Raw genomic sequence first — 13,969 nt, forward strand, 5'->3', positions numbered from 1 at the left:
TCCGGTGATTCCGGTTTTTGCCTGCGATGCTGTAGAGCTTGCGTCACGAGCGCGCCCGTTTCCATACGGAACGGATGCGGACATGCCACGTTACCGCGTACGGTCTACATCGTTACATCGCGAGGTTCGGCAGCTTGTGCAGTTCAACAGGTAAACGGCCGGAGAACGCGGGTGGTTCCCCAACCATCTGCCGCAAAACCCTTCGGGCGAGCATGGTGAGCGTCGGCCCAAGTGGCCACAATCATGGCATGTTCGCCCTATCGTGACCGACAACACAACACGAGCGTAGGGGGTATGGACATCGTCGAGCTACGGACACCCACAGCGATAGTCCGTCACGGCAACGGGCGGCTGACGGTGCTGAGACCAGGAACAGACGGCGAGCGCGTTCTCGATGTGCCGGTAGGCGACCTTCTCAAGGTCAGGTTGAACCGGCGCGCCGACGACGCCGTCGTCATAGAAATCTATCTCAGGTACCCCACCCCCGTACTGACGGGCGTCCCCGCCGACCGCACTCCCCTACCCGTCCTCATCGCCGAACACGATGTGCCCGCGGCCACCGTGATCGTGGAGCGGATCAACAACCAGATCCTGGCCACCCAGCGCCTCGAGGTCGCCGCCCCCGACCTGACACCGCCCACCCCGGCCTGGGGACGCGGCGGACCGGCGCGCGCCGACGTGGACCGCGCGGCCCGGCGGATGGCTCCCAAGCGGGAGGCCAAGACCGCGGTCGCGGCGCTGAACCGCTACGTCACGCCCGGTGAGTACGTGCTGGAGACGGCCGTGGTGACGGCCCAGCCGCCCGCGGGCCGGGGAGCCGGACTGCTCGCGGTCACCACCGATCGGATGATCTTCATCTCCACCGGCTCCGGACGCCGGTACGCACACGAGATGCCCATCGCGGCACTGCTGTGGGCGCGCACCACCGACGATTCGGAGACCACGGGCGCCGCGCCCGGTGAATACGGCGTCGATATCCACGACGGCAATGTGACGCTGCACTTCACCGGCAATGACCGGGCGGATACCGAACGGATCACCGGCGGGCTCAATTTCGCCATTCAGCGCGAATCGGCCGACGGTGCGGCCGGACCCGCCGATCCGGGGGTGGCGAAGCTGTACGCCGAATGGGAGCTGCTGGTCGAGCGGCATTCCCTGGGCATGGTGGACGACGCCCAGTTCCAGCGGTACGGACGCGGCATCCTGCGTTCGCTGCCGGACTGACAGCACCGGGACCGAATTCACCGGTAGCGCTGAGTTTTTCGTGCCCGCCGCGCCGACGCGCGGCGGGCACGATCGTCGATGCGGAGCCCTCAGTCCTCCGGTTGCAGGGTGATGCGACGCCAGGGGCTGCTGGGGCGGTTCCACAGGCGCAGCAGTTCCATGCGGCGATCGACGCCGCCGGATTTCAGTTCGGCCAGGTCCTCGCAGGCCTGCCAGTAGGTCCAGCCGGTGAGGTAGGCATCGCCGAACTGCCGCCAGTTGCGGTATTTGCGCTGGGCCAGCGGGAGGGCCCGCAGCAGATAGTCCCAGGCCACGTCGGCGTCGAGGTAGCCGGCGGTGTAGGCCATGCGGGCCACCGCGACCACCCGGGCGAGGTCCCACGCCTGGATATCGGTGGGCAGCGGGCGCACCAGATGGTCGGTGAGGCCGAGTTTGATGGCCTGGGACCAGATGTCGTAGTCGCGGACCAGCGCCTCGGTGTTCTCCATGCCGCGGAAGGCGCCGACCTGGCGGAGGAAGGCGCGGTGGCGGTCGGCGCGTTCGCCGAAGCGGTCGCGTTCGGGGGAGTTGACGGCCGCCATGACCAAGGGGTGCACCAGGGCGTACAGCGGGCCGTGCATACCGTCGAGCAACTGTTCCATGGAGGCCATGGCCTCGGTGCCGTCGGTGATGCCCCAGGCTCCGGTCAGGGTGTCGATGGCGAGTTCGCGGCGGTCGCCGAGGGGATGTTCGCGTTCGGGTCCGAGCAGCAGCGCGTCGTGGAAGGCGTCCCAGCGCGCCGAGTAGAAACCACCGAGAGCCAGGGCGCGCAGTTCGTCGTCGTTGACCTGCGCACCGGACCAGTGGTCGTCCTCGCGCTGGTCGAGTTCCGGGTAGGGGAAGGTCGTCAGCGTGGGCACGTCGCGGGCGGGCATACCCCGATTGTTCCGCATGGATCTCGAGACGTCCGCTATTCGCCACAGGGCGTGGGAAGGTTCACCTCGAATCCCCAGCGTACGCGCCGGATCGCGACGCCGCGCCCGCGATGTTCACGGCGTGTGTCCGCCGAGCAAATGTCTGATTCATGCCCTGTCACACAACGAAATCGGACGCTACCCTCTGGGCCATGAGTAGGAATATCACCCTGCTGCGCGGCCTGGAGCCCCCGGCCACTGAGCAGGAAATCTTCGCCGCCGCACAGGAATACGTGCGCAAGGTGGGCGGAGTGTCGGGTTTGACCACTACCACGAAACCGGCGGTGGACAAGGCGGTGGCGGCCATCGCCGCCGCCACCACGCAATTGCTGGCGGAACTGCCCGCCCGCGGCGCGATTCCGGAGACCGAACCGCAACCGGTGCGCGAGGCCGCCAGCGGGGAGTAACCCGGCGAGCCGCTACACCCCGTACACCGCCACGCAGTCGAGCGCGATCTCCAAGCGGGGGCCGGGCCGGTCGACGGGGTGGCCGAGGAGTTCCTCGATGCGCTGGAGGCGATAGCGGACCGTGTTCTTGTGCACGCCGAGCGCTTTCGCGGCGGCGTCGGGGCTGCGGCGGGCCCGCAGATAGGCGTGCAGGGTTTCGCGCAGGCGGGCCGACTGGGCGTCCGGGGCGGCGAGCACGCCCAGTTCGCGGTCGATGAGGGCGCGCATACCGGGTTCGTCGAGCCCGGCCAGATAGGCGACCTCCACCTCTCGGTAGTCGAGCACGCGCGGCAGCCCGGGCCGGGCGCGTTCGGCGACGTGGCGGGCGGCGACCGCCTCGGCATGGCCGCGTCGGAAGCCCGCCAGCTGGGATCCGGGCAGGCCGACGGCCACCCGAACCGGCGGTTCGACCGGCCAGTCCGCCACCGGCGGCACACCGTCGTCGGAGACGGCCAGCCAGGCCCACAGCGCACTGGCTCCCGCCGGAATGGTGAGCACGCTGCCGCTGCCGACCGCGGCGGCGCAGCGGGCCACCACGCGGTCCAGCCGGTCGCCGACCTCCCCGGTGCCGTCGGCGGAGCCGAGCGCGACCGCGTCGGCATCGGTCCACAGCACCAGGGCCAGGTGTCGGCCCGCCAACCGATAGCCGATCTTGGCGGAGGCGTGCTCGATATCGAGGTCGGCGCCGTCGAGCAGGGCGCGCACGATCTCCCCGCGCTGGTTCAGCGCCGCCCGCAGGCCGCGTTCACGTTCGGTGATGTAGGTGTCGGTGAGGGTTTCGACGCAGGTGCTGACCCACCGGGTGGAGCGGTCGAAAAGCCGCAGCAGCACCGACCTTTCGATATCGGGCGGCAGCCGGCGCTCGTCGATGGTCTCGCTCATGTACTCGATCACCGCCTCCTGCCCCACGTGGTAGACGCGCAGCAGCACCCGCAGATCATGGCCGCGCCGCGCGATGGTGCGGGCGAAGGCGTGCGCTTCCGCCGGGATCGGATAGTCGGCATGGTCCTGGGTGAGGGTGCTCAGCACCTCCAGGGCGTGGGCGCGGGTGCTCGCGGCCAGATCGCGGCGCATATCCCGGTCGGCCAATTCCGGCACACGGGCGATGATGGCATTGTCGAGCCGCGTCACCACCTGGTCGAGGGTGTCGGTGCGCAGGGTTTCGGCGACGAAGTCGGCGATCCACTGCCGAATGACCGCGGGGGTGGCGGTGGTCGCCACGAGCACCTCCGAGTTTGTGCTTCTGGTACAAAACCGGCCGAATTAGTTGACCGATTGGGCCAAGAATGTCCTTGTGGATTGTGTCACGATCATAGTTCGTGAGCTGTCGCACAGCTCACGGCCGCAACGTAGCGCACGTGGGAGAGCAATCGTGACCAATTCCGAATCCGGGGGTGCCCGCAAGGCCGCGCCCCGCAAATCCACCGGCACCCGGCGCACCGCCAAGGCCGCGTCCACGGGGAACGCGGAGCCCACCAAGGCCACCGGGACCGCCAAAGCACCCGGATCGGCCAAGAAGGCACCCACGAAGCAGGCGACAGCCGCGAAAGACACCGCGGCCAAGGCGGCGCCCACGAACACAGCGCCCCCGAACACAGCGCCCGCCGACACCGCGGCACCCACCACTACCGCGACCGCCACCGCGCCGACGGAATTCGAGGTGCGCAATCCCGCGACCGGTGAACTGGCGGGCGTCGTGCCCGTCCACTCGGCCGACGAGGTCGCCGCCAAGGTGCGCGAGCTGCGCCTGTTCCAGCCGGAGTGGGAGGCCATCGGGCCGGAGGGCCGCAAGGAGTGGCTGCTCAAACTCCAGGACTGGCTGGTGGACAACACCGATCACCTCGCCGACGTCCTGCAGTCCGAGACCGGCAAGGCGCGCATCGACTCCCTCATCGACCCGGCCTTCGCCGTCGATCTCACCGGCTACTACGCCCGCCGCGCCGCCAAATTCCTCGCCGACGAACACCCGTCACCGCACAGCCCGCTGGCCCGGGTGAAGACGCTGACGACGGTGTTCCGCCCGTACCCGGTGGTCGGCGTGATCACGCCCTGGAACTTCCCGCTCGCCATGCCCGCCATCGACGTCATTCCGGCGCTGGCGGCCGGGGCCGCGGTGCTGCTCAAGCCGTCCGAGGTGACGCCGCTGTCGGCGCTGGAGCTGGCGCGCGGCTGGGAGGCGATCGGTGCGCCCCCGGTTTTCGCCATCGTCACCGGCGCGGGCGAGACCGGCAAGGCCGTGGTGGACAACGTGGACTACGTGCAGTTCACCGGTTCCACCGGCACCGGACGCAAGATCGCCGCCGCCTGCACCGAACGGATGATCCCGTTCAGCCTGGAACTCGGCGGCAAGGATCCGGCCATCGTGCTGGCCGACGCCGATCTGGACCGCGCCGCGCACGGTATCGCCTTCGGTGGCCTGTTCAATGCCGGTCAGGTGTGCATCTCGGTGGAACGGGTGTACGTGGAAGCACCGGTGTACGACGAGTTCCTGGCCAAGCTGACCGCCGCCGTCAAGGAGATCCGCCAGGGCGTCGACGGCCGCGTACCCGAATACGACATGGGCGCGCTGGCCAACGAGAACCAGGCGCAGATCGTGCAGCGGCATGTGCAGCAGGCCGTCGACGCCGGCGCCCGGGTGCTGACCGGCGGCAAACGCACCGGTGTCGGCACGCTGTTCGAACCGACCGTGCTGGCCGATGTCGATCACTCCATGACCTGTATGACCGAGGAGACGTTCGGTCCCACGCTGCCGGTCATGAAGGTGTCCGACGAGTCGGAAGCCGTTCGGCTGGCCAATGATTCGATCTACGGCCTGTCGGCGTCGGTGTGGAGCGGCGACAAGGCGCGGGCCGAACGCGTGGCCCGGCAACTCAACGCGGGCGCGGTGAATATCAACGACGTCTTCTCGAACATGTTCAGCTTCGCGCTGCCCATGGGCGGCTGGGGGCTGTCGGGCGTGGGTGCGCGCTGGGGCGGCCCCAACGGGGTGCGCAAGTACTGCCGGCAGCAGGCGATCACCAAACCGCTGCTGCCCACCCAGACCAAGGAACTGCTCTGGTTCCCGTATTCGCCCACCAAGCTCGCCATCGCCATGTCCGCCATGCGGGCGGCGGGCTCACGCGGTATGCGGCGGCTCAGCGTCCAGGCCGTGTTCAACACCTTCTCGGGAAAGAAGTAGATGACCGACTTCAGTTCTGTCGCAGGCAAAATCGTCGTCATCACGGGCGGCGCGCGCGGTATCGGCCTGGCCACCGCCACCGCGCTGCAGGCGCTCGGCGCGCGGATCGCCATCGGTGACATCGACGAGGTCACCGTGAAAGAGTCCGGCGTGGCACGGGGTTTCGACCTCTACGACCGGGTGGACGTCACCGATCAGGCATCGTTCGAGCACTTCCTCGACGAGGTGGAACGGCGACTCGGCCCGATCGACGTGCTGATCAACAATGCCGGGATCATGCCCACCGGCAGGCTGGTGGACGAGCCGGACCAGATCACCCGCCGGATTCTCGACATCAATGTGTACGGCGTGATTCTCGGCTCCAAGCTGGCGATCGCGCGCATGCTGCCGCGCGGGCGCGGGCACGTCATCAATATCGCCTCGCTGGCCGGGGAGACCCATATTCCGGGTCTGGCCACCTACAACGCCAGCAAGCACGCGGTGCTCGGCTTCACCGACACGCTGCGCGAGGAGTATCGCGGCAGCGGCGTGCGCTTCTCCTCGGTCCTGCCGACGCTGACGAAAACCGAACTGGGCTCGGGTGTTTCGGCACCGCGCATCCTGCGCCCGGCCGAGCCGGAGGAGATCGCGGACGCCATCGCCGAGCTGATCGTGGAGCCACGGTCCAAGGTCCGGGTGACGGCGGTGGCCGGTGTCATCTCGCAGGTGGTGGGACTGCTGCCGGAGGCGGTGGGTGATTTCATCGCGCGGTCGCTGGGCGCATCGGATGCCTTCCTGGGCGATGTGGATGCCCAGGCGCGCAAGGCGTACGAGGACCGGGTGCGCGGCAACTCCGGCTAGGGTCGGCACATGGGTAGCGGTGCGGTCTTCGTCGGCCTGTCCACGCTGGATATCGCCTATGCCGTGCAGCGGTATCCGGAGGAGGACACCAAGGTGCGGGCGGACGGCATGTTCCTGGGGGCGGGCGGTCCGGCGGCCAATGCGGCGGTGGCCTACGCCGGGCTCTCGGGGCAGCTTTCGAGCCTGATCACCGCGCTGGGGAGACACGTTCTGGTCGAACCGATCCGCGCGGATCTGCGAGCGCACGGGGTGACGGTGGTGGATACCGCCCCGGAGCGCGCGCAGCGCCCGCCGGTGTCGTCGATCGTGGTCGCCACGGGTGCGGGCAGCCGCACGATCGTCTCCATGGACGGTTCGGAGCAGCGCGACCCGCTGCCCACCCCGGACGCGGCGCACTGGGCCGATGCGGCCGTGGTGCTCGTGGACGGCCACTATCCGGAACTCGCCCTGCACGCCGCCGCGTCGGCCCGGCGGCACGGCATACCGGTGGTGCTGGACGCGGGCCGCTGGCGCGATGTACACCACGAGCTGCTGCCGCTGGTGGATATCGCCATCTGCGCGGCGGCCTTCACCCCGCCGGATACCGCGCCCGGCACCGACGCGGTACTGGATCGGCTCCTGGCGCTGGGGCCGCGAGCGGTCGCGGTATCGCGTGGGGCGCGGCCCATCCGCTATGCCACCGCCGCGGGCCGCGGGGAGATCCCGGTGCGCGCCGAGCGGGCCGTGGACACGCTCGGCGCGGGCGATATCCTGCACGGCGCGTTCTGCCATTTCCATTCCGTGGAACCGGATTTCGTCACCGCGCTGCGTCGCGCCGCCGATATCGCGACGCTGTCCTGCCGATATCCGGGCACTCGGGAATGGCTACGCCACCTGCCCGCTCAATCCACCCGATAACCGCGCCCCGATTTGCGCAGCACCAGATCGGCGGTGGAGCGGGTGCGCTCCACCAGCCGCGCATTGGCCAGATCGCTGTGCTGCACTTTGAGCTTCGCGTCCGCCGCGCTGCGACCGCCGCGAATATGGCGGCGCACCAATCGCTTTTCGATGATCGGGCGCGGCACGTCCAGATACCAGCTCTGGTCGAGCAGCGGCCGGACGGCCGCCCAGGCGCCCGTATCGAGCAGCAGGTAATTGCCCTCGGTGACGACTATTCGCTGTTCGTCGAACACCACCCCGCCGGGTACCGGTTCGTGCAGTTCCCGGGAATAGGTGGGCCACGCTATCGCCGGTCCCGGCGGTGTCTCCCGCACGGTGCGCAGCAGGTTCACATAGCCCTCGACATCGAAGGTGTCGGGTTCGCCCTTGCGCGCCAGTGCGCCGTCGGCGCGCAGCCGGGCATTGCTGAAGTGAAAGCCGTCCATGGGCGCGACCTCGGCGATACGGCTGGCGGCGTAGCCGTTCAACTCGTCGCGGACGCCGCGAGCCAGGGTCGATTTGCCGGCTCCCGGCGGTCCGGCGATACCGAGGACGAACCGCCGATCGGCGCGGCGGTCGACACTGGCGGCCACCCGCACCGCGAGCTCCGCCAGGGACGTTTCGACGCCGGTGCGGGCCATCCCAGCACCCTACTGCGGCAGGATGCCGAAAATCGTTGCGGGCGCGCCCGACCCGCCGCGATAAATCGGTCCGCCCGCCAACACCCACGCGCCGGTGGTCGGCAGTTCGGACAGATTGGCGAGGCATTCGAGACTGATGCGGTGTTCGCGGTAGAGCAGTTTCGATACCGCGTAGGTGTCGTCGATGCCGCGATCGGGGCCGAAGGTGTCGATGCCGAGCGCACCGCGCCGCCCGAGGCGGCCGGTCTCCAGCAGCCACGCGACGGTATCGATTGCGAATCCGGGTTGGCGGCCGTGCGCTTCGCCCTCGCCCAGGAAGTCCGGACTGCCCCATCTGGCGTCCCAACCGGTCCAGGCGATCACGGCGGCCTGGTCGGGAATGCGGCCGTACCGCTGCTCCCACGCCCGCAGGTCGTCGACGCCGACGGCGTAGTCGCGGTCGGCGGCGCACTGCTCCCGCACGTCGATCTTCACGGCGGGCAGCAGCAGATCCGCCGTATCGAGTTCGTCGGCGGCGAGCCCCCGCGGATCGAAGTGCACGGGTGCGCCCCAATGGGTTCCGGTGTGCTCGGCCTGGTGGACATAGCGCAGCAGATACCCGTCCGCGGCCACGGTGGCCACGGTCTCGACGGTGAAGGCCGGATCGCCCGGGTACAGCGGCGTCCGCGCCGGATCGTGCACGTGCGACAGGTTCACGAGCCGCCCGAACGGCGGCCTCACCGCACGCCTCGCGGGATGGCGCGCACCAGGGCGCGCAGATCCGCTTCCAGGAGCCGGAACAGCCAGTAGGTGATCACGAACGCCAGAATGCCACCGACGCTGAGCCAGCGGACCGGGACGATCACCGATTCCAGGTCGGTGGCGGGTACGAAGGTGGCGCTGGCGGCCCCCAGCAGCGGCACCGAGGCGGCCGCCGCCAGATAGAAGTTGCTGCGCCGCGCCAGCGCCCACAGCTGTGTCCCGTCGGTGGGGCCGATGCCGCCGCGCACCAGCAGCTGCGGATACAGCGACCGCACCGCGAACAGCGTGATCAGGAAGAACGGATACGCCAGCGCGATGGTCGCGCACACCACCTGCGCGGCGAAGAAATGCGCGAACTGGCCGGGGGCCAGGGGTACCCCCGAGCCGGCCAGGGCCAGCGGCCAGATGATGCCGGCGAGCAGCCACATGGCGAAGGGCACCAGCACCGCGCGGTCGCCGACGGTGAGCGTATCCGCACGAGCGCGGGCGAGTTCGGCGGCGCTGTACTCGTGTCCGCGTGCCAGCCGGAACGGGACGGTGAGCGGGCGGCGGCACAGCCAGATCAGCAGCAGGGCGGCCAGCGGGAAGGCGATGGAGTTGTTCACCAGTGCCACCGTCTCGAACCGCTGCTGGTCGGCCTCGGCCAGGCGGTCCACGATGAGACGCTGGTTGAGCCGGATGTTGTACACGCTGGCAAGCACATTCGGCACGCCCACGCAGAGGGTGGCAATGGGCAGCGCCCAGCCGCGTGCCCGGCGCCGGAGGCTGGCGGGCGGCGGATCGACCAGATCGCGGGCGCGGGCGTCCAGGGTCAGATCGAGTTGCCCCGCGAGTTCCGCGCCGCTGCGCCAGCGCCGGTCCGGATGGGGATGCAGGCACTCCAGCAGCACCCGGCGCAGGGTGGCGGGGGTGTCGGCGGGCAGCGTGTCCAGCGCGGCGGGCGGCACCCCGGCACTCCGCTGCCGCAGCATCGCGGCGATCAGGCGTGGACGATCCGCGCCGGGAGGCGTGACCGTGTCGTTGTCACCAGCGTGGTTGTCGCTCGTCGGATGGCCCTCCGCCGGTCCGTCACCGTGCCGCGCTCCACCTGACCGCAGGTCTTCGGCTGGCGGCTCATCGGGGTCCAGGTCGGCGAAGGGCAGTGTGCCCGTGAGCATTTCCCACAGCAGCAGACCCAGTGCGTAGATGTCGCCGCGCGTGTCGGGCATCGAGGCTGCCGGATCCAGGAGTGCGGTGAGGTATTCCGGTGAGTGGTAGCGCAGCCGAACCGCGTCCGCGGTGGAGTCGTCGAAGTCCGGATATCGCGACGCCAGTCCGAAATCGGCCAGTTTCGGCACGCCCTCGGCGGTGAACAGCACGGTGCCGGGCCGGATGTCGTGGTGCGGCACCCCGTGCCGATCGGCGTAGTCGAGCGCCACGGCGAGCCGACGCCCCACCCACGCAACGGTTTCCGGCCAGCTGAGGGCGGCCAGTTCGGTGCGCACGCTGGAATCGGCGGGCCGGATCTCGCCCCTGGCCTCCATGACGGCGTCCACCGAGCCCAGCAGTGCGGCCCCGTTCGCGGGTCGCTGCCCGTTCCGGCGCAGCCGCGCCAGCAGATCCGCCACGGTGCCGCCCGGCAGGTACTGCATGTACAACAGCCGCAACGGCTTTCCGCCGTCCTCGAGGTGACGCTCGTCGAAGACCCGGACGATGTACTGGTGGTCCAGGCGGGCGACGGTCGCGGCATCCGCGTCGGCTCCGGTGTCCACCCGGACGGCGACCAGGCGCTGCATGGACAGCTGACGGGCCAGGAACACCCGGCTGCGTTCGTCGCCGCCGAGATCGGTGAGCAGGTCGAAATCGTCCAGCCGATGCCCGATGTCGATATGCGCCGGGAGGCTCGGCGGGGCGTAGGCGCTCCGGTCGGCGAACCGCGCCCGGATCTCCCCGGCCAGCTCCGGATATTCGGCACTGAAGGTCTCCAGGTCCACCTGCCGATAGCGGCGGCGCACCAGGTATTCCTCGCACACCAGCTCGACGAAGTGCGGGCTGTCGGCCACCTCGGGAAATTCGTTGCCGTACTCGGTGATTCGCTTACCCGTCCCGGTGCGCCGCCAGCGCTGCCGCATATCGATGCGCACCAGATCCGCCAGCACCGCCAGGCGCACCTCGGTGCCGTCGGGTACGTAGCGGTGCAGCGGTGGGGGTTCGAAGCCGCCGCCGCGCAACACGGCCTCCCAGTCGGCGACGAACCGGGCCACCGCCTCCGCATGGAAATCGTCCACGGTCACGGTGCCGCCACGCCCCGAGCGGGTGACTGGTCGGCGTACATGCTCCGGTCCGGGTCGACCACCCGCTCCAGCGCGCGCAGATCCGCCTCCAGCGCCCGGAACAGCCAGTACACCCCGACGAACGCGACGATCCCGCCGACACACAGCACCCGCACGGCGACAATGATCTCCGGAATGTCGGAGGGCCGCAGGAAGGTCACACCCGCCACCGCCAGCAGCGGCACCGAGGCGGCCACCGCCAGGTACCCGGTGCAGCGGCTGCCCAGCCGGTGCAGCCACACCGCGTCGTCGGCGCTGATGTCGCCGTGGCGCAGGAACATCGGATAGATGCAGCGCACCAGGTAGAAGGTGACCAGGAAGAACGGGTACGCGACCGCGATCGCCCCGCACACCACCAGCGACACCAGGAAGTGCACCATGCCGCGCGCGGGAATCTCACCGGTGGCCAGGCGCAGCGAGATCGGGAAGGTGATGCCCGCCAGCACCCACAGTGTGAACACCACGAAGGAGGCGCGCTCGCCCAGCAGCAGCACATCCTTGCGGGCCGCCCGCAGCGTCTCGGCGTCGAAGGCCCGGCCGCGTTTGAGCCCGTGCGGCACGGTGATCACATGGCGGCCCAGATAACAGATCACCACGATGCCGATCGGGTAGAACAGACCGTTCACGGTGGCGGTGACCAGGGTGAAGGTGCGTTGGGCGTCCTCGGTCAGGCGGCTCACGATCAGCATGTCGTTGTGGCCGATGTTGTACAGGGAGGCAAGCACATTCGGGATACCGATGGCCAGCGTGATCACCAGGATGCGCCAGGAGCGCAGCCGCAGCCGCCAACTGTGCGGCGGTGGGTCCACCAGGTCGCGGGCCCGCTCGTCCAGGCACATGTCCAGCTGTTTGGCCAGCACGCTGCCGCTGCTCCAGCGCTGGTCGCGGTCCGGGGCCAGGCAGGTGAGCAGGACGCGGCGCAGCGCGGCCGGGCAGTCGGGCGGCACCCGCTCCAGGGCGGCGGCCTCCACCCCGCCGCGTCTGCGGTCCAGCATGGCCTCCAGGGTGGTGCGGTCGCCGTGGTGGTCGGGCCCGGCCGTGGTGTCGTCGAACGGCTTCGCACCGGTGAGCAGCTCCCACAGCACCACCCCCAGCGAGAAGATGTCGGCGCGGGTGTCCAGGTCGGCGGCGCTGCGGGCGCGTCCGGGATGGCACGCCTCGAGTTGTTCGGGGGACATGTAGGACAGGGAGCCACCGAAGTAGGAGACCGGGCTCGCGCCGTCCAGATTGCGGCTGAAGCTGATATTGAAATCGGCCAGCTTCGGCACCGCCTCGGCGGTGAGCAGCACATTGGCGGGCTTGACGTCCCGGTGCAGGACACCGTGGCCGTCGGCGTAGTCGAGCGCCTCGGCGAGTCTGCGGCCCAGCCACGCCACCGTTTCCGGCCAGCTCAGCTCGGCGATCTCGGCGCGCACGCTGGAATCGGTGGGACGGATCTCGCCCTTCTCCTCCATGGCGGCGTCGACGGCGTCGAGCAGCAGTTGGCCGGAGCGTTCCGCGGGCGGGGTGGCGCGCACCCAGCGCAGCACGCCCAGCAGGGTGCCGCCGGGGAGGAACTGCATGTACAGCAGCCGCAGCCGCCGGCCCGACTCGGTCATCAGCCCCGACATCAGGCGCTGGTCGAAGACCCGCACGATGTAGTCGTGATCCAGCTGGGCCAGGGTTTGCGGTTCGGTGCCGTGGTCGGCGGAGATCTTCACCGCCACCAGCCGTTGCAGGGAGCGCTGCCGGGCCAGGAACACCCGCGCGAACGCGCCGGAGCCGAGCCCGGTCAGCAGGTCGAACTCGTCGATGCGCTGGCCGATCTCGATGCGGTCGAGCAACTCGCCGGTATCGGGGGCGGCGGCGGGATCGAACCGGGTGGTGGTGCCGTGCGCGGTGGTGCGGGTTTCGTCGTCGAAGCCGAACAACCCGGTCGCGTCCGGCGGCTGGGTCGCCGCATCCGTGGGCTCGCCCGGCCCGCGGGTGCTCGCACCGAGATCGACACCGGCACGCGTGGATTCGTCGAGCCCACTTCCCCGCCGGTCCCGGCCGGGCCCTCCCGACGGGGCCGTGTCCGGCTCGACAGCGACGGTGCGGCGGGAGTCCTCGAAGGCCGAGCGGCGGGTGCTCTGATCCTCGTCATCGGCATTGAGCAGCTTGCGCAGCTCGGTCGCCTGGTCGGGATACTCGCGCAGACAGTCCCGGGGGTCGATGCGCTCACCGCTGTGGCGGCGGACGACGAACTCCTCGTAGACCAGGCCCGCGGGCAGGTCGCGGGGGGTGAGTTCGGGGAAGTCGGAACAGTATTCGGTGAGCCGTTTGCGCAGGTGCCGACGGGGGTCGGGGCCCGGGCGGCGCAGCCAGCGGTGCCGCATGTCGACCCGGATCAGTTCGATCAGGGCCCCACGGCGCAGGGTAGTGGCGTCCGGGAGGAAGTCGGCGATCCGCGGTGGCTCGGCGGCCGCGTCCCAGGCCGCGGCGAAGGCGGCGACCGCCGTGAATTCCGTTCCGGCCGTACGCTGGCCGGAACGGTGATCGGAATCAGAAGTCATGCCCGCACCTGCCTGGCTCGGCACGGATACCCATCGAATCCGCACTGGTCGGTTGGTGGGAGCGGCGGATAGAATCCGCCACACCCGACACCATCATCCCCCGAGCAACTGCCGGAAATGATAACTTGCGGCTGCACAGCGGATCACCCGATTTCGACGACCAGGCGACGGGGGAACACCAG

Annotated in this window: 11 protein-coding genes; 5 read left to right on the forward strand and 6 right to left on the reverse strand. The window is 69.7% G+C overall.

Annotated features, from left to right (window positions below; all coding sequences use genetic code 11):
* Positions 1-294 precede the first annotated feature (294 nt).
* Positions 295-1,224, forward strand: a complete 930-nt coding sequence (locus FOH10_RS29220) for a hypothetical protein (RefSeq protein WP_029925189.1) — start codon at positions 295-297, stop codon at positions 1,222-1,224.
* A gap of 89 nt (positions 1,225-1,313) precedes the next feature.
* On the opposite strand, the gene FOH10_RS29225 is transcribed toward FOH10_RS29220, so the two are convergent.
* Positions 1,314-2,138: a DUF1266 domain-containing protein gene (locus FOH10_RS29225; protein ID WP_029925187.1), complete on the reverse strand. Its 825-nt coding sequence runs from the start codon at positions 2,136-2,138 to the stop codon at positions 1,314-1,316.
* A 191-nt stretch (positions 2,139-2,329) separates the two neighbouring features.
* Between FOH10_RS29225 and FOH10_RS29230 the strand changes: the two genes are divergently transcribed.
* Positions 2,330-2,584, forward strand: a complete 255-nt coding sequence (locus FOH10_RS29230) for a DUF2277 domain-containing protein (RefSeq protein WP_029925185.1) — start codon at positions 2,330-2,332, stop codon at positions 2,582-2,584.
* A gap of 12 nt (positions 2,585-2,596) precedes the next feature.
* On the opposite strand, the gene FOH10_RS29235 is transcribed toward FOH10_RS29230, so the two are convergent.
* Positions 2,597-3,844, reverse strand: coding sequence for a PucR family transcriptional regulator (locus FOH10_RS29235; RefSeq protein ID WP_244961421.1), 1,248 nt, complete (start codon positions 3,842-3,844; stop codon positions 2,597-2,599).
* Between the two features lie 439 nt (positions 3,845-4,283).
* On the opposite strand from FOH10_RS29235, the gene FOH10_RS29245 reads away from it, so the two are divergent.
* Genes FOH10_RS29245 through FOH10_RS29255 form a run of 3 tightly spaced genes read left to right on the forward strand, consistent with a single transcriptional unit; the run spans position 4,284 to position 7,538 of the window.
* On the forward strand, positions 4,284-5,801 hold the full coding sequence (locus tag FOH10_RS29245) for an aldehyde dehydrogenase family protein (RefSeq protein ID WP_143983088.1): 1,518 nt from the start codon (positions 4,284-4,286) through the stop codon (positions 5,799-5,801).
* The gene (locus FOH10_RS29250; RefSeq protein WP_143983089.1) at positions 5,802-6,641 is read left to right on the forward strand and encodes an SDR family oxidoreductase; all 840 of its coding nucleotides are present in this window, start codon (positions 5,802-5,804) and stop codon (positions 6,639-6,641) included.
* Positions 6,642-6,650: 9 nt separating this feature from the next.
* Positions 6,651-7,538, forward strand: coding sequence for a PfkB family carbohydrate kinase (locus FOH10_RS29255; RefSeq protein ID WP_143983090.1), 888 nt, complete (start codon positions 6,651-6,653; stop codon positions 7,536-7,538).
* Here FOH10_RS29255 and FOH10_RS29260 read toward each other — a convergent pair.
* From FOH10_RS29260 to FOH10_RS29275, 4 genes are read right to left on the reverse strand one after another with little or no spacing between them, the layout of a single operon-like run.
* Positions 7,523-8,200: a nucleoside/nucleotide kinase family protein gene (locus FOH10_RS29260; protein ID WP_039808940.1), complete on the reverse strand. Its 678-nt coding sequence runs from the start codon at positions 8,198-8,200 to the stop codon at positions 7,523-7,525. The genes FOH10_RS29255 and FOH10_RS29260 overlap by 16 nt on opposite strands.
* A gap of 9 nt (positions 8,201-8,209) precedes the next feature.
* On the reverse strand, positions 8,210-8,920 hold the full coding sequence (locus tag FOH10_RS29265) for a cyclase family protein (protein ID WP_143983091.1): 711 nt from the start codon (positions 8,918-8,920) through the stop codon (positions 8,210-8,212).
* Positions 8,917-11,214, reverse strand: coding sequence for a protein kinase domain-containing protein (locus FOH10_RS29270; RefSeq protein ID WP_143983092.1), 2,298 nt, complete (start codon positions 11,212-11,214; stop codon positions 8,917-8,919). Before FOH10_RS29270 ends, FOH10_RS29265 begins: the two co-directional genes overlap by 4 nt.
* Entirely contained in the window at positions 11,211-13,787 is a 2,577-nt protein-coding gene (locus FOH10_RS29275; protein WP_143983093.1) for a serine/threonine-protein kinase, read from the reverse strand. Before FOH10_RS29275 ends, FOH10_RS29270 begins: the two co-directional genes overlap by 4 nt.
* Positions 13,788-13,969: the final 182 nt, after the last annotated feature.

The sequence above is a fragment of the Nocardia otitidiscaviarum genome (genome assembly GCF_007362295.1).
Taxonomy (GTDB): Bacteria; Actinomycetota; Actinomycetes; order Mycobacteriales; family Mycobacteriaceae; genus Nocardia; species Nocardia otitidiscaviarum.